Origin of the sequence: Burkholderia pyrrocinia (assembly GCF_003330765.1) — a bacterium.
GTDB classification, from domain to species: Bacteria; Pseudomonadota; Gammaproteobacteria; order Burkholderiales; family Burkholderiaceae; genus Burkholderia; species Burkholderia pyrrocinia_B.
The window spans coordinates 240489-260527 of sequence record NZ_CP024903.1 but is presented as its reverse complement, the minus strand read 5'-3'; the positions used below and the strand labels follow the sequence as shown (position 1 = coordinate 260527).

16 protein-coding genes and 1 pseudogene are annotated in these 20039 nt (G+C 68.7%); 9 read left to right on the top strand and 8 right to left on the bottom strand.

What is annotated here, in order from left to right:
- Positions 1-4 precede the first annotated feature (4 nt).
- Genes CUJ89_RS18745 through CUJ89_RS18735 form a run of 3 tightly spaced genes read left to right on the top strand, consistent with a single transcriptional unit; the run spans position 5 to position 2727 of the window.
- On the top strand, positions 5-1057 hold the full coding sequence (locus tag CUJ89_RS18745; RefSeq protein ID WP_114178987.1) for a molybdate ABC transporter substrate-binding protein: 1053 nt from the start codon (positions 5-7) through the stop codon (positions 1055-1057).
- Positions 1058-1117: 60 nt separating this feature from the next.
- Positions 1118-1804 carry a c-type cytochrome gene (locus CUJ89_RS18740; protein WP_114178985.1) on the top strand — a complete coding sequence of 229 codons (687 nt, stop codon included), beginning with the start codon at positions 1118-1120 and terminating at the stop codon, positions 1802-1804.
- Entirely contained in the window at positions 1801-2727 is a 927-nt protein-coding gene (locus CUJ89_RS18735; RefSeq protein WP_114178983.1) for a c-type cytochrome, read from the top strand. Before CUJ89_RS18740 ends, CUJ89_RS18735 begins: the two co-directional genes overlap by 4 nt.
- Before the next feature lie 25 nt (positions 2728-2752).
- On the opposite strand, the gene CUJ89_RS18730 is transcribed toward CUJ89_RS18735, so the two are convergent.
- Complete coding sequence (locus CUJ89_RS18730) at positions 2753-4678, bottom strand: SMP-30/gluconolaconase/LRE-like region family protein (protein ID WP_114178981.1); 1926 nt, start codon at positions 4676-4678, stop codon at positions 2753-2755.
- A gap of 603 nt (positions 4679-5281) precedes the next feature.
- On the bottom strand, positions 5282-6475 hold the full coding sequence (locus CUJ89_RS18725; RefSeq protein WP_114178979.1) for a porin: 1194 nt from the start codon (positions 6473-6475) through the stop codon (positions 5282-5284).
- A gap of 301 nt (positions 6476-6776) precedes the next feature.
- Between CUJ89_RS18725 and CUJ89_RS18715 the strand changes: the two are divergent.
- The 3 genes and pseudogenes from CUJ89_RS18715 to CUJ89_RS18705 all read left to right on the top strand — a co-directional run.
- Positions 6777-6896, top strand: a pseudogene (locus CUJ89_RS18715) (LysE family translocator); the annotation flags it as partial.
- Positions 6897-6911: 15 nt separating this feature from the next.
- Positions 6912-7448, top strand: a complete 537-nt coding sequence (locus CUJ89_RS18710; RefSeq protein WP_114178975.1) for a GNAT family N-acetyltransferase — start codon at positions 6912-6914, stop codon at positions 7446-7448.
- A gap of 96 nt (positions 7449-7544) precedes the next feature.
- A complete protein-coding gene (locus CUJ89_RS18705; protein WP_114178973.1) occupies positions 7545-8279 on the top strand; it encodes a metallophosphoesterase family protein in 735 nt (244 codons plus the stop codon).
- A gap of 14 nt (positions 8280-8293) precedes the next feature.
- Here the strand turns inward: CUJ89_RS18705 and CUJ89_RS18700 are convergent, their stop codons facing one another.
- Positions 8294-9616, bottom strand: a complete 1323-nt coding sequence (locus CUJ89_RS18700) for an ATP-binding protein (RefSeq protein ID WP_114178971.1) — start codon at positions 9614-9616, stop codon at positions 8294-8296.
- Complete coding sequence (locus CUJ89_RS18695) at positions 9613-10353, bottom strand: response regulator (RefSeq protein ID WP_114178969.1); 741 nt, start codon at positions 10351-10353, stop codon at positions 9613-9615. Before CUJ89_RS18695 ends, CUJ89_RS18700 begins: the two co-directional genes overlap by 4 nt.
- Before the next feature lie 235 nt (positions 10354-10588).
- Between CUJ89_RS18695 and CUJ89_RS18690 the strand changes: the two genes are divergently transcribed.
- Positions 10589-11161, top strand: coding sequence for a thioredoxin family protein (locus tag CUJ89_RS18690; RefSeq protein ID WP_114178967.1), 573 nt, complete (start codon positions 10589-10591; stop codon positions 11159-11161).
- 23 nt (positions 11162-11184) lie between these two features.
- Here the strand turns inward: CUJ89_RS18690 and CUJ89_RS18685 are convergent, their stop codons facing one another.
- Together CUJ89_RS18685 and CUJ89_RS18680 are read right to left on the bottom strand one after the other, a co-directional pair.
- A complete protein-coding gene (locus CUJ89_RS18685; protein WP_114178965.1) occupies positions 11185-11994 on the bottom strand; it encodes a hypothetical protein in 810 nt (269 codons plus the stop codon).
- A 156-nt stretch (positions 11995-12150) separates the two neighbouring features.
- Entirely contained in the window at positions 12151-12789 is a 639-nt protein-coding gene (locus CUJ89_RS18680; protein ID WP_114178963.1) for an FMN-binding negative transcriptional regulator, read from the bottom strand.
- Between the two features lie 122 nt (positions 12790-12911).
- Here CUJ89_RS18680 and CUJ89_RS18675 point away from each other — a divergent pair, with 122 nt between their 5' ends.
- Together CUJ89_RS18675 and CUJ89_RS18670 are read left to right on the top strand one after the other, a co-directional pair.
- Positions 12912-14420, top strand: coding sequence for a PLP-dependent aminotransferase family protein (locus tag CUJ89_RS18675; RefSeq protein ID WP_114178961.1), 1509 nt, complete (start codon positions 12912-12914; stop codon positions 14418-14420).
- A gap of 122 nt (positions 14421-14542) precedes the next feature.
- Positions 14543-16771, top strand: coding sequence for a penicillin-binding protein 1A (locus CUJ89_RS18670; RefSeq protein ID WP_114178959.1), 2229 nt, complete (start codon positions 14543-14545; stop codon positions 16769-16771).
- Positions 16772-16792: 21 nt separating this feature from the next.
- Here the strand turns inward: CUJ89_RS18670 and CUJ89_RS18665 are convergent, their stop codons facing one another.
- Positions 16793-18685 carry a WG repeat-containing protein gene (locus tag CUJ89_RS18665; protein ID WP_114178958.1) on the bottom strand — a complete coding sequence of 631 codons (1893 nt, stop codon included), beginning with the start codon at positions 18683-18685 and terminating at the stop codon, positions 16793-16795.
- A gap of 225 nt (positions 18686-18910) precedes the next feature.
- Positions 18911-20011, bottom strand: a complete 1101-nt coding sequence (add, locus tag CUJ89_RS18660; RefSeq protein WP_114178956.1) for an adenosine deaminase — start codon at positions 20009-20011, stop codon at positions 18911-18913.
- Between the last annotated feature and the right edge of the window lie 28 nt (positions 20012-20039).

The window sequence follows — 20039 nt, the reverse complement described above, 5'->3', positions numbered from 1 at the left end:
CACGATGACATCGATCCACCCGCAATCGCCGTCGCGCCGCCGGCGGCGCACGCTGCGCGCCGCGCTGGCCGCCTGGCTGTGCTGCGCGTCGGCGCTGTCGCTCGCCGCGCCCGCCGACACCACCGCGCGCATCTTCCCGCCCTGGCAGGACGGCCGCAACAACGACGCGACGCACCGCGGCCTCGAATTCACGGTGCCGCAGGTCGACGTGCTCGCCGATTTCCACGGCGACCTCACCGCGCCGAAGCTCGTGCTGTTCGTCGGCGGCAACTATTTCTTCGCGATGGCGCCGCTCGTCGCGAAGTTCGAGGAAGACCATCCCGAATACCGCGGCCGCATCTATTGGGAAACGATCCCGCCCGGCCTGCTCGTGAAGCAGATCCATGCGGGCGGTACGATCACGGTCGGCAACATGACGTGGACGGTCAAGCCCGACGCGTATTTCGCGGGGCTCGGCAAGATCGACGGGCTGATCGCGGACGGCACGCTCGCGGGCCCCGCCGTGCCGTACGTGACGAACCAGCTGACGATCATGGTGCGCGCCGGCAACCCGAAGCGCATCGCGTCGCTGAACGATCTCGCGCGGCCCGACGTGAAGCTCGCGATGCCGAACCCGGAATTCGAAGGCGTCGCGCGGCAGATCCGCGCGTCGCTCGTGAAGGCCGGCGGCGACGCGCTCGCGCGCACCGTCTACGACGACAAGGTGCGCACCCGCATGACCGAGCTCACGCACATCCACCACCGGGAAACCGCGCTGTTCCTGATGCAGGGGCGCGCGGACGCCGGCGTGCTGTGGCAATCCGAAGCGGCGTTCCAGGAACAGGTCGGGCATCCGCTGATGCACATCGACATTCCGGCCGGGCAGAATACGACGGCGATCTATGCGGGCGCGATGGTGAAGGACGCGCCGCATCCGGAAGCCGCGCGCGCGTGGCTCGCGTTCATCCGGTCGCCGGAAGCCTTCCGGATTTTCCAGCGCTACGGCTTCGGCCGATATGATGCAACCCGACCGGCGCAGCATCTCGCGCCGGAGCAGGACCGGCCCGCTGCGGGCTGACGGCGTAGCCGCGCCGGCCGCCTGGCGGCGCGCACGCGATCGATAACAAGGAGGGGACACGTGAACGATACGGTCGACACACCGCGACGCCGGTTCGCGCCGCTGCTGCTCGCCGCGGCGGCGCTGCTGGCCGGCCACGCGCACGCGGACGACGCGACGCTCGGCAAGACGCTCGCGACACAGGGCACAACGACGGGCGTGGCCGCCTGCATCGGCTGCCACGGCAGCCAGGGCGAAGGCAACGCGGCGGCCGGTTTCCCGCGCCTCGCGGGCACCAACGCCGCGTATCTGTCCGCGCAGCTTGCCGCGTTCGCGGACGGCAGCCGCCAGAATCCCGTCATGCAGCCGCTCTCGAAACTGCTGTCGCCGCACGAGCGCGACGCGGTATCTGCGTACTTCGCGAGCCTGCCCGCGCCGGCCGGCGTCGTCACATCCGACGGCACGTCGATCGATCCGGCGAACACCGGCGTGTGGCTCGCGACGCGCGGGCGCTGGTCGCAGGGCCTGCCCGCGTGCGCGCAATGCCACGGCCCCGGCGGCCTCGGCGTGGGCACCGCGTTTCCGCCGCTCGCGGGCCAGCCGGCCGCCTATCTCGCCGGTCAGTTGAACGGCTGGAAACACGGCACGCGCCCGCCCGGGCCGATGGCGCTGATGCCGATGATCGCCGGCAAGCTGTCCGACGCCGACATCGACGCGGTGGCCGCTTACTATGCGCGCGGCGGCGCCACACAAGGAGACCCGCGATGATCGACCGCACGATGCTGATCCGCCGCGCCCGCGCGACGCTGCTCGGCGCGGCCTGGATGCCCGCGCTCGCATTCGCGGCGGCGCCGCAGGACGCACCGGCCGCCGCTTCCGCACCGGCTGCAACCACGGCAGCCAAGCCGTTCGCGCCGCCCGCCGAATCCGCGATCCCCGCCGACGACTTCGGCAAGACCGTGAAGCTCGGCGAGCAGATCTTCCTGCACACGCCCGAGTTTGCCGGCAAGTACGTCGGCAACAAGCTGACCTGCGCGAGCTGCCACCTCGACGCGGGCCGCCGGCCCGGTTCGGGCCCGATGTGGGCCGCGTACCTGCTGTATCCGGCGTACCGCAGCAAGAACGGCCACGTGAACACGTTCGCCGAACGCCTGCAGGGGTGCTTCCAGTACAGCATGAACGGCAAGGCGCCGCCGGCCGGCGACCCGATCCTCGTCGCGCTCGAAACGTATTCGTACTGGCTCGCGAAGGGCGCGCCGGTCGGCACGAAGCTGCCGGGACAGGGTTTCCTGAAACTGCCGCCGCCCGCGCAAAAAGCCGACTACGCGCGCGGCGCCGCCGTCTACACGCAGCACTGCGCGCTGTGCCACGGCGCGGACGGCCAGGGCCAGTCGAGCGGCGGCAAGCCGGCCTTCCCGTCGCTATGGGGCGCGCGTTCGTTCAACTGGGGCGCGGGGATGGGCGACATCCGCAATGCGGCCGGCTTCATCAAGGCCAACATGCCGCTCGGGCTCGGCGGCACGCTGACCGATCAGGAGGCGTGGGACGTCGCGACCTTCATGGACAGTCACGACCGTCCGCAGGACCCGCGCTTCACGGGCTCCGTGCAGGACACGCGCGCGAAGTTCCACGATTCGCCCGACTCGATGTACGGGCGCAGCGTGAACGGCCGCGTGCTCGGCGCGCCATGACGCCTGGCCGGCGCGGCCGAGGCGGTCACGGATGCCAGCGATACACGACGATGCTCGACCCGTTGTAGTTGTCCTTGGTGATCACGTACTCGCCGGTCGAGCGCAGGTACGCACGGACGCCGTACATCGAGTCGACGTCGTTGCCGACGTCCATCGCCGACGTGTTCGAATTCGTCAGCGTCGTGACGAGGGCGCCGGTGTTCAGGTCGAACACGTCGATGTTCGGCACCGTGTGCACGTAGCCGACGAACAGGTAGTGGCCGGCCGCCGAGATCGATTTCGGGTTCGCGCTCGTCAGGTTGATCACGGGGTTCGGCGCGCTCGTGTTGCCGCTCTTCCAGCCGTGATAGACCTCGATGTGCCCGTTCATCGCGGTCCAGTCCCAATTGCCCGCAAGGCCCTGCGCGAGGATCATCGTGTCGCTGTCCGCCTGGTAGATGATTCGCGTGACCGGCGCCACGGTGCTCGGCACGGCCGTCGTGGTCGGCTTGCCCCATGACGGCTTGCCGGTCGCGTCGAAGCCCGTCATCGGGTAGCGGGTAATCACGTTGGATCCGTTCAGCCCTGCCCACACGTCGCCGTTGCCATCGATGTCGAAACCGGCCGTGACCTGCAGCGTCGTGTTGAACGGCTTGCCAGGGAGCGAACCGGCCGGAATCGCGATATAGCCGCTCGCGGTGTTGAAGTAATAGAAGTTGAAGTTGCCCGGGTTCTGGCCCGACGCGACGAGGATCCGGTTGCCGCCCACCATCACGAGCTGGCCGAAGTGCTGGCCGCGCTGGTAGTCGCTCATGGCGAGGCGCGGGTCCTTCGGATAGGTGAACGGGTCGATCGTGTTCGCGACGAACGTGCCGCCCGCCGAGCCCGAATACACGTTGTTGCCGCTGTAGAAGAGCGTGCCGTCCGTCACCGGATCGGGCGCGGCGATCCCCTCGAAGTTCAGCGCCTGCAGCTTCCATTGCAGCGCGCCCGTCGGGCTGTACGAGTGGAGGTCGGTGCTGCCGTTGCGGCCGAGATCCCAGCCGCCGCCCCAAGCGTTGTTCAGCACGTACAGGTTGCCGCCCGAATCCTTGCCGAGCGCGGCGACGCGCGTGAAGCGCTTGTCGCCGACCTGCCCCTTGATGCCCGTCGTCGTGTCGAGAAATCCGCCCTGCACGCCGAACGTGCCGACCTGGGCCGGCAGGCCGAGCAGCCCGCTGTAGACCTTGATGTTCATGTCGGGCCCTTCGTCGCCCACCATCAACTGGCCCATCGACGCATCGAAGTACAGCGACGCCGGCCGCGCGCCGGCCGCCATCTGGATCGTGTTCATCGCCGTGCCGGTCGCGCTGAACTGCGCGACCACACCCGCGCTCTTGCGCGCAACCCACAGGTTGCCGCCGGCATCGAGCGCCAGCGCGCCGGGGCCCGACACGCCGATGTCGCGCTGCCAGACGCCGTCCGTCGTATAGACGCGCACGCGGTTGCCATAGAAGTCGCTCACGTACAGCAGGTTGCCGGCCGTCGCGAGGCCCGTGATCACGTCCGCGTACTGGATGCCCGTCCACGTGCTGACCGGGATGCGCAGGTCGCGCAGGTTCGTGCCGCGGTTGTAGCGGCCCACCGAGCCGCTGCCGAACGTGCGGTTGTAGCCGAGCGCGACGAACAGCGACGTCGAATTGCCGGTGATCGCGCCGCCCTGGAATTCGTCGTGGATGCCGATCGTGCCGAGCGGCTGGCCGTTCTGGTAGATCGCGACGCCGCCCGCGTTCTCGTCCCAGCGCGACGCCGTGTAGATCACACCCTCGGGCGCGACCCACATCGAACGCGCGCCGTTGCCCACGTGCGCGGCCAGCGTGCCGAACGTATTCGCAAGCCAGTCGGTGGAATATTGCGCCTGCGCGTGACTCGCGGGCGCCAGCATGGCCATGCACATTCCCAGCAACGCCGCGCGAATTTGTTTCATTGACATGAATAATGCTCCCAGACGATCGTTTGTCGACACTGTAAATCGCAGCACATGAAATATTGGTGATTTTGGCAAAAGCGCATTCGCCGTTACCCCGAATTATTCACCCGTGCCTTTTGCCGTCCGGCGCTTTTTCGTCAACGATGGTCAAACCCGCTCACCGCGCCGCAACGGCTTGCCGGCCGCGCGGTTTCGGCGCTTTTCCCCGGCATTTTCTTCCGGGTCGCTCAATGCGAATGCGTCATTTTTTCTGCTATGTCGCATTGCTTTTCCATTCCCCGGATATCGGTTCGATGATTACAAATCGAAATTAAAATGAAAGAGAAAAAATATTATCCGGTGCAATCGTCTTTTCGCGATTTCGCGCATCGGGCATGCCGTGCATGCCGTGCATGCGGCGACAGGAAGTGAGGGAGAGGGTAGATGGATACGGCGGAGAAAACCGCGCGCCAGCGGTGCCGGCACGCGGCCGCGATCGTTCAGTCCGCGTCGACGACGTCGATCACGCGGTGCTGGTAGAACAGATGCATCGTCGGCCGCAGGAGCATGCGTGCAACGCGGCCCGCACCGGCTGCGGGCCACGTTGCGACCGCAACGACCGTTGCGTCAGAACTTCTGGCGCAGGCCGAGGCTGACGATCGCCTGCGACCGCGAGTCGGACGAGTGGCCGTTCGCCTTGTCGGACACCGATGCGGTCGCGGCCACCGGCCGGCCGAGCGCGTCGAGCGTCATGCCCGATGCATGCTGGTACGCGCCGAGCAGGTACACGCTGGTGCGCTTCGACAGGTCGTAGACGGCGCCGAGCGTGACGTTGTGATACTGCGCGCGGTCGTCCACGCCATCGACATCGCTGCCGCGCGTGTAGCTGTAGCCCGCGAACAGTTGCGTCTGCGGCCGCACGTTCCAGCGCGTGAACACGCCCGCGACGTTGAACGTCGCGTGGCCCGTGAACAGCGATTGGCCGCCGCTGCGGTACTGCACGTTGCTGTAGTTCACGCCGACGACGGCCGGACCGAAGTCGTACGTCGCGCCCGTCGCGATGACCTGCTGCGACTGCGCGCTCGCATAGCCCTCGTTGATCGACGAGTTGAACAGCCCGTCGTCGGTGCTCTGCCATTTGCCGGCCGTCGTGTCGGTCGCGCCCGTCTTGCTGTTGTCCGAGCGCTCGTAGCCGACGCCGACACGCAGCGGGCCGGCCGCGTATGCCGCGCCGACGCTCCACGTGTTGCGCTGCTTCAAGCTGCCCGGCTGGCCGCCGAAGCCGTACAGCGCGCCGAACGTGAAGCCCGAGTAGTTGGCGCTCGTGTACTTGATCGAGCTGTCGACGCGCGCGGTCTGGTCGAGATCGTCGATGTCGCCCGGGTGCGCGCCGAACCCGCCGATGAACGACGACGGGCCGACCGGGCTCACGAAATCGTCGAGCGACGTGTACTGGCGGCCGAGCGTGACCGAGCCGTAGCGGTCGCTGCCGATGCCGACGAACGCCTGGCGGCCGAACTGGCGGCCGCCCTGGCCCGACGTGCCGTTCGTGATGTCGAAGCCGTTCTCGAGGACGAACAGCGCGCGCATCCCGCCGCCGAGATCCTCGGCACCCTTGATGCCCCAGCGGCTGCCGGACAGGTTGCCGGTCGTGAGCCCGACGCTCGAATGCCCGGTGTACGCGCCCGGCGAGCCAACCCGTTCGTTGCTGCGATAGGTCACGCCCGCATCGACGATGCCGTACAGCGTGACGGAGCTTTGCGCGGATGCGATGCCCGCGAGCGAGAGCAGCAGCGGTGCTGCGATCAGTTGCTTGTTCATGGTTGTTGTCTCCGGGCGGTGAACCCGTTGTTCTATGCGAGTAGCGCGTGCGGCGGCGAGATCCGCCGGCCGTGCGGGACCGGTAGCGTCCGCACGCGGGAACGCGCGCATGCGACAGGCGCGCGCGGCGTCGCGGCGGGCAGGCCCGCTGCGGCCGCCATGGTAAATGGAACCGGTACCAGACTAAAGCGCAATAACGAAAACAGCTTCTTGCCGAAATCGAGATAGTTGGACACGACGCCTGTACAGCACGGCCCGACGCACCGGATAATCGACTCCGCCTCGCCCATCGGGAGCCGTCATGCGTGAAACGCCCCTGCTGATCTTCGCCGCCGTCGCGTTCGTCGGCATCGCGACGCCCGGCCCGACCGTGCTGCTCGCGCTCGCCGGTTCGCTGGCGCTGCATCGACGCCATGCCGCGTAAGCGCACGCTCCGATGAGAATCGATGCGCCGCCCCGCTCCGGCTTTCCGGGCCTGTCGCTCAGGCAGCTCGAACGCGCGGATCTCGACGCGTGGTACGCGTATCTGTCGAACCCCGACGTCGTGCGCCACACGAGCTGGAACCTGCGCTCGCGCGACGATCTGTTACCCCTGTTCGACAGCATCGAATCAGGCAACCCGGATTCGATCCATCGCCTCGCGATCATCGACGACACATCGGGTGCGCTCGTCGGCACGATCGGCCTGCACACGGTATCGACCTCGAACCGCTCGGCGGAGATCGCATACGACCTCGCGCCGTCGCACTGGGGGCGCGGCATCGCGAGCGCGCTGTGCGCGGCCGTCACCGCGTGGGCATTCGCGGACGGTGGCTTCATGCGCATCCAGGGCGTCGTGCTGACCACCAACGCCGGCTCCGCGCGCGTGCTGCAGAAGTGCGGCTTCCACTACGAAGGGCTGTTGCGCGGGTACCGGATGGTGCGCGGCACGCCCGGCGATTTCGCGATGTACGCGCGCGTCGCGACCGACTGACGCGCAGCGCGCGGCGTCATCCGCCAGCGCCATGACGCCATTGGACGGCCCGCGCCGAATTGGCGACAATCGCCATTCCCCTCATCGACGCTCCCCATGAAAATCGCCGCGCTCTCCGACATCCACGGCAACCTCGCCGCGCTCGACGCGGTGCTCGACGACGTCCGCCGCCGCGGCGCCGACGTGATCGTCAATCTCGGCGATATCGTATCGGGCGCGCTCCATCCGGCCGAGACGGCCGACCGCCTGATCGCACTCGACCTGCCCACCATCAAGGGCAATCACGAACGGCAACTGCTCACCGGCGATCGCGCGTCGATGCGGCTGTCGGATCGCTGGGCGCACGACACGCTGCGCACCGACCAGCTCGACTGGATCGCCGCGCTGCCCGAACGCGTGACGCTCGACAACGACGTGCTGATGGTGCACGGCACGCCGGACAGCGACCTCGTCTATTTCCTCGAAACGGTCACGCCCGACGGCTGCCGCGCGGCCACGCCCGATGAAATCGCGCAGCGTGCGGGCGACGAACCGGCGTCACTGATCCTGTGCGGCCACACACACGTGCCGCGCACGGCGAAGCTCGACGACGGCCGGCTGATCGTCAACCCGGGCAGCGTCGGGCTGCAGGCATACGCGGACGACCTGCCGCATCCGCACCGCATCGAGACGGGCTCGCCGCATGCACGCTACGCGATGGTGTCGCGCACGGCGGCCGGCTGGAACGTCGAATTCCATGCGGTCGAATACGACTGGCACACGGCCGCCGCCACCGCGGCATCGCGCGGGCGCGAGGACTGGACCGTCGCGCTGCGCACCGGCCGGTGCTGACGCGCCGCGTCGCCTTACCCCGCATTCCTCAGCGTCAGCCTGGCCTCCAGCCCCCCGCCGTCCGGCCGGTTGCTCAGCGTGAGCGAGCCGCCCATCGCGAGCGCGAGTTGCCGCGCGATCGCAAGACCGAGCCCCGTACCGCCCGTCTCGCGATTGCGCGACGTCTCCACGCGCCGGAACGGCTCGAACACCGCGTCGAGCTGATCGTCCGGAATACCGGGCCCGCGGTCGAGCACGGCGATGACCGCGCCGCCGTCCGGCACGGCCTGCACGTCGATCTCGGCCGCGCCCGCGAACTTCAGCGCGTTGTCGACGAGGTTGCCGACGATGCGGCGCAGCGCCTTCGGCCGCGTGACGAGTGCGAGCGGCGCGCGGCTGTGCAGCGCGACGTCCTGCCCCGCGTCCGTGTAGTCGCAGACGATGCTGTCGAGCAGCGCATCGAGATCGATGCGGCGCGCGGCCTCCTCGGTGCCGTGCAGCGTCCGCGCGTATGCCACGCCCTCCTTCACCAGATGCTCCATCTCGAGCAGGTCCTGGCGCAGCTTCGCGCCCTGCGCGTCGTCGTCCATCACGTCGACGCGCAACCGCATCCGCGTGATCGGCGTCTGCAGGTCGTGCGAGATCGACGCGAGGATCTGCATGCGTTCGGCCATGTACTGCGCGATGCGGTCCTGCATCGCGTTGAACGCCCGCGCGGCGCGCGCGACCTCGGACGGCCCGCCCTCGTTCAGGCGCTCGCCCTTCAGGTCGGGGCCGAGCGCGTCGGCGGCCTGCGCGAGCTGCTTGAGCGGCCGCGTCGCGAGCCGCACCGCGAGCCAGCAACACGCGGCCAGCACCGCAAGCTGCAGCACGAGCACGACCGGCAGCCAGCCCGACAGCGGCACCGTCGACATCGGCTGGATGTCGATCGTCAGCGGCGACCCGTCGGTCAGGCGCAGATGCACCTGCAGATGTTCGCGGTCGCCGGGGATCGCGTTCGCGGTCAGCGGGTAGTCGCCGCCGATGCCGTCGGAAATCGACCGCTCGACGCGCGCCGACAGCCGTGCCTCCGGCGGCGTGCCGGTCTCGCCGGGCCCGAGGATGAACGCATAGCTGCGCCGCGCGAGGCGCGGCAGCCACGCGGCCCGCTCGGCCGGCGGCAGATGGTCGAGCAGCGCGACCGAGCTCGCGACCTCGCGCTCGATGTAACCCATCATCAGGTTGGTGGTCGCCTGGTCGCGCTCGGTCACGGTGAGCCAGAACGACAGCGTCTGCGCGAGCGCGAGGCCCACGCACAGGATCAGCGCGAGCCGTGCGAACAGCGAGCGCGGCCAGTGCCACAGCGTGTGCGCGCTCATGGCGTACCGTCGACGGTAGTCACGGCCGACGAGAACACATAGCCCTCGTTGCGCAGCGTCTTGATGTAGCGCGGTTCGCGCGCGCCGTCGCGCAAGCGCTGGCGCAGCCGGCTCACAAGCAGGTCGATCGACCGGTCGAACGGGTCGGACTGCCGCCCCTGCGTGAGGTTGAGCAACTGGTCGCGCGTCAGCACGCGCTGCGGATGATCGAGGAATACGCGCAGCAGCCGGTATTCGGCGCCGCTCAGCGCGACCAGCGTGCCTTCGGCGTCGAGCAGGTGACGCCCTGTCGTGTCGAGCCGCCATTCGCCAAACGCGAGCATGTCGGCCGTTTCCGTCACCTGCATGCCGGGCGGCAGCATGCGCGCGCGGCGCAGCACCGAGCGAATCCGCGCGAGCAGTTCGCGCACCGCGAACGGCTTCGCCAGGTAGTCGTCGGCGCCCATCTCGAGGCCGATGATGCGGTCGGTTTCCTCGCTGCGCGCGGTCAGCATCAGCACCGGCACCGTGCGGAACTTGCCGGCGCGCAGGTCGCGGCACAGCGTGAGGCCGTCCTCGCCCGGCAGCATCAGGTCGAGCACGATCAGGTCGGGCGCGCCGCCGTCCAGCACGTTGCGCATCTCGCGGCCGTTCGCGGCCAGCGACACGCGCATGCCGTTTTTCTCCAGATAGTCCGCGATCAGTTCGCGGATGGCGCGATCGTCGTCGACGATCAGCACGTGGTCGATCTTGTCCATGAGTCGTTGGTTGTCGGTGTCGTTTCGTGTGGTTCGGGCAGGCTATGTCCGCTTTTATACCGCACGGCGGGCACGCGTTTGTATCCCAATGTATCGCGCCGCCGCGACGACACACAACATTGCACACGCGCGGCCAGCCGGACACATCGCAGATACGTCGGCGCAGCCTAATGGGAACCGTCGAAACCCGTCCGGCCGCCGCTCCGAGCGGCGGCCTCCCGATCAGGAGAACGCCATGCTGCCCCGACTCAAGACCGCCGCCCTCGTCATCGCCCTTGCCGCCACGGCCGGGCTCGCCGCCTTTGCCGGCACCCGCGACGACGCGGGCATGCAGGCGTCGCTCGCCGGCACGCCGGCGCCCGATTTCACCGGCATCGACCGCTGGCACAACAGCGCGCCGCTGACGCTCGGCAAGTTGCACGGCAAGGTCGTGCTGGTCGATTTCTGGACGTACTCGTGCATCAACTGCATTCACACGATTCCGTACGTGAACGACTGGTACCGGAAGTATCGCGACCAGGGGCTCGTCGTGGTCGGTGTGCATACGCCCGAATATCCGTTCGAACGCGACGCGGGCAACGTCGCCGATGCGATCAAGCGCTTCGGCATCCAGTACCCGGTCGCGCAGGACAACCGCTACGACACGTGGCGCGCGTACGGCAACCAGTACTGGCCCGCGCTGTACCTGATCGATGCGAACGGGAAGGTCGTCTATACGCGCTACGGCGAAGGCGGGTACGACAAGACCGAGGCTGCGATTCGCGGTGCGCTCGCGCAGGCGACGACGGGAGCGGTGCGGACGCAGTAGACGGCCACGCGCTTCCGTCCGGCTCACTTCGTCTTGTCGGACGGGGGCAGCGGCATCACGTCGAGCCGCACGTCGAGCCCCTGCCGCGCGGCGTAGGCGACGAAGCCGTTGTCGAGCAGGCGGATGCGCCGGCCGGGTTCAACGCCCGGGTACCGGTTCGCATACGAAAAGTCGAGGCCGTATGCCGCCAGCCGGACAACGGCCGGGTCCAGCACCGCGGACGCATAACACCCGAACAACAGTACGATGACGGCTGCCGAAACGAAGGCGCCCATTCCGTGATTGAAGGCTTCGCGCTCCGCCGCTTCGATTTTCCCCAGCGTCCGCGCGAGCCACCCGGTCGGGCTCATGGCAAACGTACCCACCAGCGGACGGAACACCTGGCTCGTCATCGCGGCGAAAATCGATACGGCGAACACGAGTATCAGGATCGACGCGGCAACGGCCGCCCACGCGATCGGGATCAGGAGCACCGTCAGCAGCGCAACCGTCACGTCGAACGACTGCGGCGGCAACTGCACGGCCATGCCGACGCACTGCCGTGCCCATCCGAGACAGAGCGGAGCAAGCACCGCGCTCACCACGACGAGCGGTACGGTACCGACCTGCGACCGACCGATCGCAAGCAGCTTCGGCACGACCCAGATCAGGAACCCGGCCATGAACAGCAGCAGCGGCCCCGCGGCGAACAGCGTCAGCGTGTGGGTCATCGTTCGGGGCATCAGCATCAGCGCGCCCGCGACGAGCATCACGAGGCCATTGCCCGATGCGTAGAGTTTCCCGGAGAGCGATTGCTGCTTCCACTTGTCGAGTGCGTGGGTGATGAGATTCATGGTGTGGGATGAGAGGGGGGAGTCGGATCGCCGCGCATCGCCCCGCCCGTGTCACCGTGATGCAGCCGTGGTCACGAACGCGGCATGCGCGGCCGCGTGATCCCACGATACACACCCGGTCCGGCTCGGGCAAACTCGCCGATGCGCGCCGGTGGCTCACTCCCGCTTCGCATCAGCCTCCACCAGCATCGCTTCGCCGATCGCGAGATTCCCACCGGCGATCAGCGCGTCGCCCGCCCCGCGAATATCCTCCGCCGCCTTGTTCTGCCCGAGCTTGCGCTTGCCGACGAGCCGCGTGATCTCGATCTGCAATCCGACGATCGACTGCAGCATCCTGTCGAGATAATCGGCCGGCGCATCGCCCATCTTCCACGGCACCGGCTGCGACGACTCGTGCGTGCGCGTCAGCCGGGCGACCACGCCGCGCACGAACTTCTCGTCGTCGCGCACCGTGATGCGACCGTGCGCATGCACGACCACGTAGTTCCACGTCGGCACCTGCCGGTGCGCCGCGTGCTTGCTCGGGTACCAGTTCGGCGAGATGTACGCATCGCCGGCACGGAAGATCACGAGCACCTCGTCGCCGTTCGCGACGTCCTGCCAGACCGGATTCGCGCGCGCGACATGCGCGTGCAGCTCGCCGAGCCCGCTGTCGTCGGGCAGCAGTTCGAACGGGATGTGGTTCGCGTCGAGCCCGTTCTTCCCGTGCGTGATCAGGCTGCCGAACGGATGCTGCACGATCAGCTCGCGCAGCGCGTCGGGGTTGGGCTCGTTGAAATCGGCGGGGACGTACATGTCGGCTCCACAGTCTGCGGGGTTTGAATTGGAACAGGCGCTGGCCCGTCATGCGCCGATTGTGATCCCAAACTGGTTTATTCTGTAGAGCCGGTTTGGAACAATTTCAGCAGACCAGAATCATGGCAAGAACGGCCCGGATCGTCGAAATCCCGTCGCTCGGCGCACTCGACCGCGCGACCGGCGACTTGAGCCGCCAGCTCGCGCAGGCGCTGCGCGAAGCCGTGCGCCGCGGCGACGTCCGTCCGGGCGACACGCTGCCGTCCACGCGGTTGCTGGCGGCGGCGCTGCAGGTTGCGCGCGGCACCGTCGTCGATGCGTATGCGCAGCTCATCGCCGAAGGCTTCCTCGAATCGAGCGGCGGCGCGGGCACGCGGGTCGCGAACGCGCTCGCGGAACCGCCGCCGGTCAACGAACCCGAAGCGCCTGCCCGACGCAGGCGCCCGGCGCGCGCCGGGCTGCCCGAACCGGCCGCCACCTTCGCGCGGATCGCCCGCGAATTCCGTCCGCTGCCGGCCGTGCCGTTCGCGATCTCGGTACCGGTCGGCCTCACCGCGCCCGACGACATCTGGCGCCGGCTCGGCAACCGCCTGCGCGCACGCGGCGCCGGTGCGCCGTCCGGCTATGCCGATCCGCAAGGCGCGCTGCCGTTGCGCGAAGCGATCGCCGACTACGTGCGCCGGTCGCGCTCGGTGCGCTGCCATGCCGGCCAGGTCGTGATCACGAGCGGTACGCAGCAGGGGCTGCATCTCGCGAGCCAGGTGCTGCTCGGCGCGGACGATCAGGCCTGGGTCGAGAATCCGGCCTATCGCGGCATCACCGCGCTGCTCGAAAGCACCGGGCGGCGCGACGCGATGGTCCGCGTGCCGGTCGACGCCGACGGCCTCGACGTCGAGGCCGGCATCCGCATCGCGCCGCATGCGCGTGCCGCATTCGTCACGCCGTCGCACCAGTACCCGCTCGGCATGCCGCTGAGCATGGCGCGGCGCAACGCGCTGCTCGCGTGGGCACGCGCGCATCGCGCCTGGGTGGTCGAGGACGACTACGACAGCGAGCTGCGTTACGAAGGCTATCCGTTCCCGTCGCTGCAGGGTCTCGACCCCGACCGCGTGATCTATCTCGGCACGTTCAGCAAGATCCTGTTTCCGTCGCTGCGGCTCGGTTATGTGATCGCGCCCGACGATCTCGTGCCCGCGTTCTGCGGCGCGCGTGCGCTGATGGATCGCCATGCGCCGACCGCCGACCAGCACGTGCTGGCCGCGTTCATCGCGGAAGGCCACCTCGACCGCCACATCCGCCGCGTGCGCGGCGTGTATGCGGAGCAGCGCGCGCTGCTGATCGACACGCTCGGCGCGCGGCTGCCGCGCGAACGCGCGTGGGTGCAGCCGGGCGACCAGGGGATGCACGTCGTGCTGTGGCTCGCCGACGGCATCGACGATCTCGACGTGGTCGCGCGCGCGGCGCAAGCCGGCGTCGCGGTGCGCCCGGTGTCGCCGATGTTCGCACCGGGCACGGCCCGCCCGGGGCTCGTGCTCGGCTTCGGCGGGTTCGGCCGCGCACAGATGGAGGCAGCCGCGCAGCGGCTCGCGGAGGTGGTTTCGTCGGAAGAATCGCGGCCGCGCGCGCCGTAAAAGGTTGTCCGCGAGCAACAAACGTAATCGTCTGTAAATCCTGCAAGCGAAGGGCCGTTTCGAGCGCCGGCACGCACGCGCCGTTTGCTAGGATCGCGGCTTTCCCGCTCCGCCCTGCCGCCTTGAATCGCATCGTGCCGTTCCTTCGAGACTCGTGGGCCCGCTGCCGCGCCCGCGTCGCGCCGCTCACCGCCGCCTGCCGCACACGCGCCCGCGCGCTGTGCGCCGGCGCGCTGCATCGCCTGCGTCATCCGACGCGGCGCGGCGTTGCGCTGACGCTCGCCGCGATACCGGTGCTGGGCCTGCTGGTCCTGCTCGCGTTCGTCCCGTTCACGCCGAGCATCGGCGATATCCGCAAGGCGCGCATCGACCGCCCCGCGCGCGTGCTGTCGGCCGACGGCCAGCTGATCGCCGAGTTCCGGCCCGTCAACCGCGAATGGGTGCCGCTCAAGCAGATCTCGCCGCACATGGTCGACGCGCTGATCGCGACCGAGGACCACCGCTTCTACGCGCATCACGGCATCGACTGGCGCCGCACGATCGCGGCCGGGCTGCACACGTTCTCGGGCGGCCGCCAGGGCGGCTCGACGATCACGCAGCAGCTCGCGCGCAACCTGTATCCGGATGAAGTCGGCCGCGCGCCGACGCTCACGCGCAAGGTGAAGGAACTGATCACCGCCTTCAAGATCGAGTCGGTGTACAGCAAGGACGAGATTCTCGAGACCTATCTGAACACCGTACCGTTCCTGTACAACGCGTACGGCGTCGAAATGGCCGCGCGCACCTACTTCGGCAAATCGGCGGACCAGCTCGACATCGTCGAAAGCGCGACGCTCGTCGGGATGCTGAAGGGCAACAGCTATTACAACCCGGTACTGAATCCGGAGCGCGCGGTACAACGGCGCAACATCGTGCTCGACCGGATGGCGCAGATGAGCATGCTGTCGCCGCCGCAGCTCGCGCAATTGCAGCGCCGGCCGCTGCGTGTCGACTTCGAACCGCAGACGGCGCAGCCCGGCCTCGCCCCGCACTTCGCGGTGCAGCTTCGCAAGTGGCTGATCGCGTGGGCCGACCGCAACAACTACGATCTCTATTCGGACGGCCTCGTCGTGCGCACGACGCTCGATGCGCGGCTGCAGGACATGGCCACGCAGGCGCTGACGCGGCAGACCGAACGGCTGCAGGCGATCGCCGACAGCGCATGGCGCGGGCCGTCCGGCTGCGGGCTGCGCAACGACCTGTTCCGCGGCTTCATTCGCCAGACGCCCGAGTATCGCCAGGCTCGCGACACAGGGCTCGCCGACGTGGCTGCGCTGAAGCAGCTCGGCGCGAATCGCGAATTCGTGCGCGCGCTGTGCGAGCGCAAGACGCAGGTGCAGGCCGGCTTCGTCGCGATCGATCCGCGCAACGGCGCGATCCGGGCGTGGGTCGGCAGTCCCGATTTCGACAGCGAGCCGTTCGATCACGTCGTGCAGGCGCGGCGCCAGCCGGGCTCGACGTTCAAGCCGTTCGTCTATGGCGCCGCGTTCGCGGACGGCATGCGGCCGGCCGATACGTTCATCGACCGCCCCGTCGCGATCCCGATCGACGGCCGCGCGGTCTGGCGCCCGACCGACGAGGAACCGCCGACGGGCGAGCCGATGACGCTGCGCGACGCGCTCGCGCTGTCGCGCAATCGCATCACCGCGCAGGTGATGCAGCACGAAGGCGCCGCGAAGGTCGCGCAGCTCGCGCGCGCGATGGGCGTGCGCGACAGTCCGCTCGACGCGGTGCCGTCGCTCGCGCTCGGCACGAGCCCCGTCACGCTGAAGGAGATGGTGTCCGCGTACGGCACGATCGCGAACCGCGGCGTGTACGTCGCGCCGCAGATGATCACGCGCATCGAGGATCGCGACGGCAAGGTGCTCGCCGCATTCGGCAGCGCGCCCCCCGAACGCGCGTTGCCGGTGGCCGCCGCGCAGACGCTCGTCGACGCAATGCGTGGCGTCGTCGATTACGGGACCGGCGCGGACATCCGCTCGCGCTACGGGATTCGCATCGACGTCGCCGGCAAGACCGGCACGACGCAGGACAACACGGACGGCTGGTTCATCCTGATGCATCCGCAACTGGTCGCCGGCGCGTGGGTCGGCTTCGACGACGGCAGCGTGACGCTGCGCAGCGACTACTGGGGCGCGGGCGCGCACAGCGCGCTGCCGATCGTCGGCTCGTTCTACGATGCGGCGCTGCGCGCGCGGGCGATCGATCCGCACGCGCAGTTCTCGCCCGACTTCCGGCCGCGCAGCGCGCCGGCGCCGAAGCGACGCGCGCAGCATTCAGGTTTGTTCGACTGGCTGAGGTTCTTTCGCTGAGCGTGCCGGCGACGCTCCGGGCTACCGAGGCGTCGTCGTCGCGTGCCCATCCGCGTACAGCCACACGGCCACGCCGTCGTCGCGCAATGCGGCGACCGGTTCATCCACGCTCCAGCGCTGCGCGATCTCGACACGGCGGACGAACCACGGCATCGACGTCGCATGCGCGGCATCGTCGTCGAACAGCGTGTCGTCGCCGATCCGCGTGTAATGCGCCGGATGGAGCACGGTGCCGTCCGCGCGCAGCACCGTCGCGCGCACGTCGTTGCCGTCGTCGTGCTGCACGCAGGCCAGCCAGCCGTGACCGGCACCCCAGAACAGGCCCGCGACATCGTCGTAGCGCCCCTGCGCGATCGTCGCGCCCGTCTCGAGATCGCAGATCGCCAGTTGCACCGGCTCGCCCGGCAGGACGCCGATCGCGTAACGCGTGAACAGCTCGCCCGGCACCGCTTCGTCGTCGGGCAACCACGACAGCGCGCCCATGTTGACGAAGTCGAACGGCGTGAGCTCGCGGCCCTGCCCGTCGACGATCGCGCAACGCCCGTCGTCGCGCCGCACGATATGGCGGATCGCGCCGAGTTCGTCGAACGTTTCCGCGCGGTCGCCGTCGGTCAGCGGGGCCACTTCCGCGTAATGCGGTTCGACGATCACCCGGCCTTTCGCATCGACGAGACCGACGTGACCGCTGCGCCGCGCGACGAACGCACCGCACTCGGACGACCATTCGAGCGCCGCCCACTCGGGCTGCGCGCGCCATTGCCCGTCGCGCCCGATCAGCCCCCACTGCTCGCCTTCGGCTACCGCCGCGACGCCGCCGTTCACGAATTCATGCGCGTCGTCGAAACGCGGCAGAATCACCCACGCACCATGCGTGTCGACGAAGCCCCAGCGGCCGTCCAGGCTCGCGGACGCGACGCCGCCCGTGAACTCGCCGAAATCGTCGAGCGTCGGTTCCAGCACCCACGCACCGTCCGTGCGCACAAGCCCGAACCGCTCGCCAACGCGCACGCAGGCGACTTCGCCGCTGAAATCCCACACCGCGTCGAACGCCGGTTCGCGCACGATCCGCGCCCCCTCGCCGTCGCCGTCGGCAAGCAACAGGCCGACCTTTCCGTCGCGCGCGGCCCACAACAACCGGTCGTTACGCGCGCCGCTGGCCCACAGGTTCGCCCATTCGGGCGGCACGATCACGCTCCATGCATCGTCGGTTTCGCGCCGCACGCCCCACTGCCCGTTGCGCGCGCGAAAGCTGAACGTGCCGTCGCCGAGATAGTCGCCATGCAGTTCGCCGCCGCCGAACAGATCTTCATAGGTCGCGCGGCGCGGCGGCTCCTGGCGCCAGAAGTAGTAGTGCGACAGGCCGCCGAACCCGAAGCCCCACGCCCAGTCGCGCCAGTCGGCGGGCATGTCGATCTCGAGCACGTCGCGCACGCCGCGCACGTCGCGGAAGTCCATGCAGTTCGCGACGCGCCACCACAGGCGCGTGCAGGCATCGCGTTCCTGGTTGATGAAATCGTCCGGATCGCCGCCGTCGAGCCATGACAGTTCGTCGACATTCGCGGAAAACCGCGGCGCGCCCTGCGCGTCGCCGAGCGCATCGATCGATTCGCCGAGATGACGCACGACCGCATCGAACTGGCGCGCCAGCGCCGGATCGTCGCCCGGCAACGGATACGCGGCGACGAACGACGCGAGCCGGCTGACGCGCGCATGCGCGGCGCGTGCGTCGCTCACGAGATTCGGCGTGCCGGCGTCGCCGAACACGCGCTGATCGGTAATCGCGTCGCCTGCGCCGCCGTCGGCAAGCAGCACGCGCCACAGCAGCGGGAAGTGGTTATTGGATTCCGCGAACGGGATCGTTCGCGCGTCGTCGCCGTCACCGGCCTGGAGATACAGCCATGATCGATTGCCCATCGGAAGGGTCGCCCTCGTTTTTATTGTTGCCGTGATCGTGTCGGCGCTCATTATAGGAGCACGCCAAGACGCCGGCGGTTGCCGCCTGCGCCGCGCACCATCGCCGTCATCGCTCAACCATGACGGAGCGCAGGCACGCTGTCCGATTTCGAGGGCGACTACCTTCCCCATCCGAAAAAATCGCCGGCCGGACGACGTGCCGGCCGGCGAAGCACTCGATCGCGTTCAGCCCGCCGCGAGCGCGGCGGCCAGCGCGTCGTATTCAGGCGCCCATGCCGCACGCCATGCGCCTTTCGTCGCTTCGTCCACCCACGCGCCGTCGATCCCGTTCAGCATGAACTGCTTCAGCTCGGCGACCGTGAAGCCGAAATGGCTGAACATCAGCTCCCACGCCTCGCTCGGATTGACCTTGTGCAGCGTCGGATCGTCGGTGTTCGGATGGATCTTCAACCCGAGGCCCGGCATCTTGCGCATTGGATGCCGTTCCGCCCATTGCTCCGGCGGCAGCGTGCGCAGGTAGTACGAATTCGTCGGCACGACGGTGAACACGATCCCGCGTTCCGCATAGCGCGCGCACAGCTCGGGGTTGTCGACGATCGTATAACCGTGATCGACGCGATCGACCTGCAGCAGATCGACGGCCGTCTCGACGTTGCACCACGGCATCCCGAACTCGCCCGCATGCGCGGTCGTGCGGAAGCCGGCCGCGCGCGCGTTGCGGTAAGCCTTCCAGAACAGCTCCGGCGGCCGGTCGTTCTCGCGATAGTCGATCCCGAGCCCCGCGACCTCGTCCGCGCGATTCGCCTTCATCCATTCGACGATCGCGACTGCCTCGTCGGGATCCTGCTCGCGATCGATGCTCGGAATCAGGCGCGCGCCGATCCCGAAGTCGCGCGCGGCATCGCGGATCGCCGTCACGATCGCGGCCTGCGCGTCCGCATACGCGATGCCCGATACGCGCACCGTGCCCGTCGGGTTCCAGAAAAATTCTGCATGCCGAACGTTGTGCGCAGCCGCATCTTCCAGATACTCGTATGCGATCCGCCGCAGGTCGTCGGGCTGCGTGAGCAGATATTTGTCCAGCGCGCGCAGCACGTGCAGCACGCCGACCGGCTTCTCGCCGCGCGCATAAAACGCGTCGATCTCCGCGCGCTCGATCGGCGCGCCGCTGCGTTCCGCGAGCGCGACGAACGTGTCGTGCCGCACCGCGCCGAGCAGATGGCAATGCAGCTCGACCTTCGGCAGCGCGCGGAAGAAGGCCCGATGGGCCGGCGTGATTTCGATGCCCGTGCGCGCGGCCGGGACGTTGCCTGGTGTTCCCTTCATTTCAGTCTCTTGTGGGTAGTGCCGATGC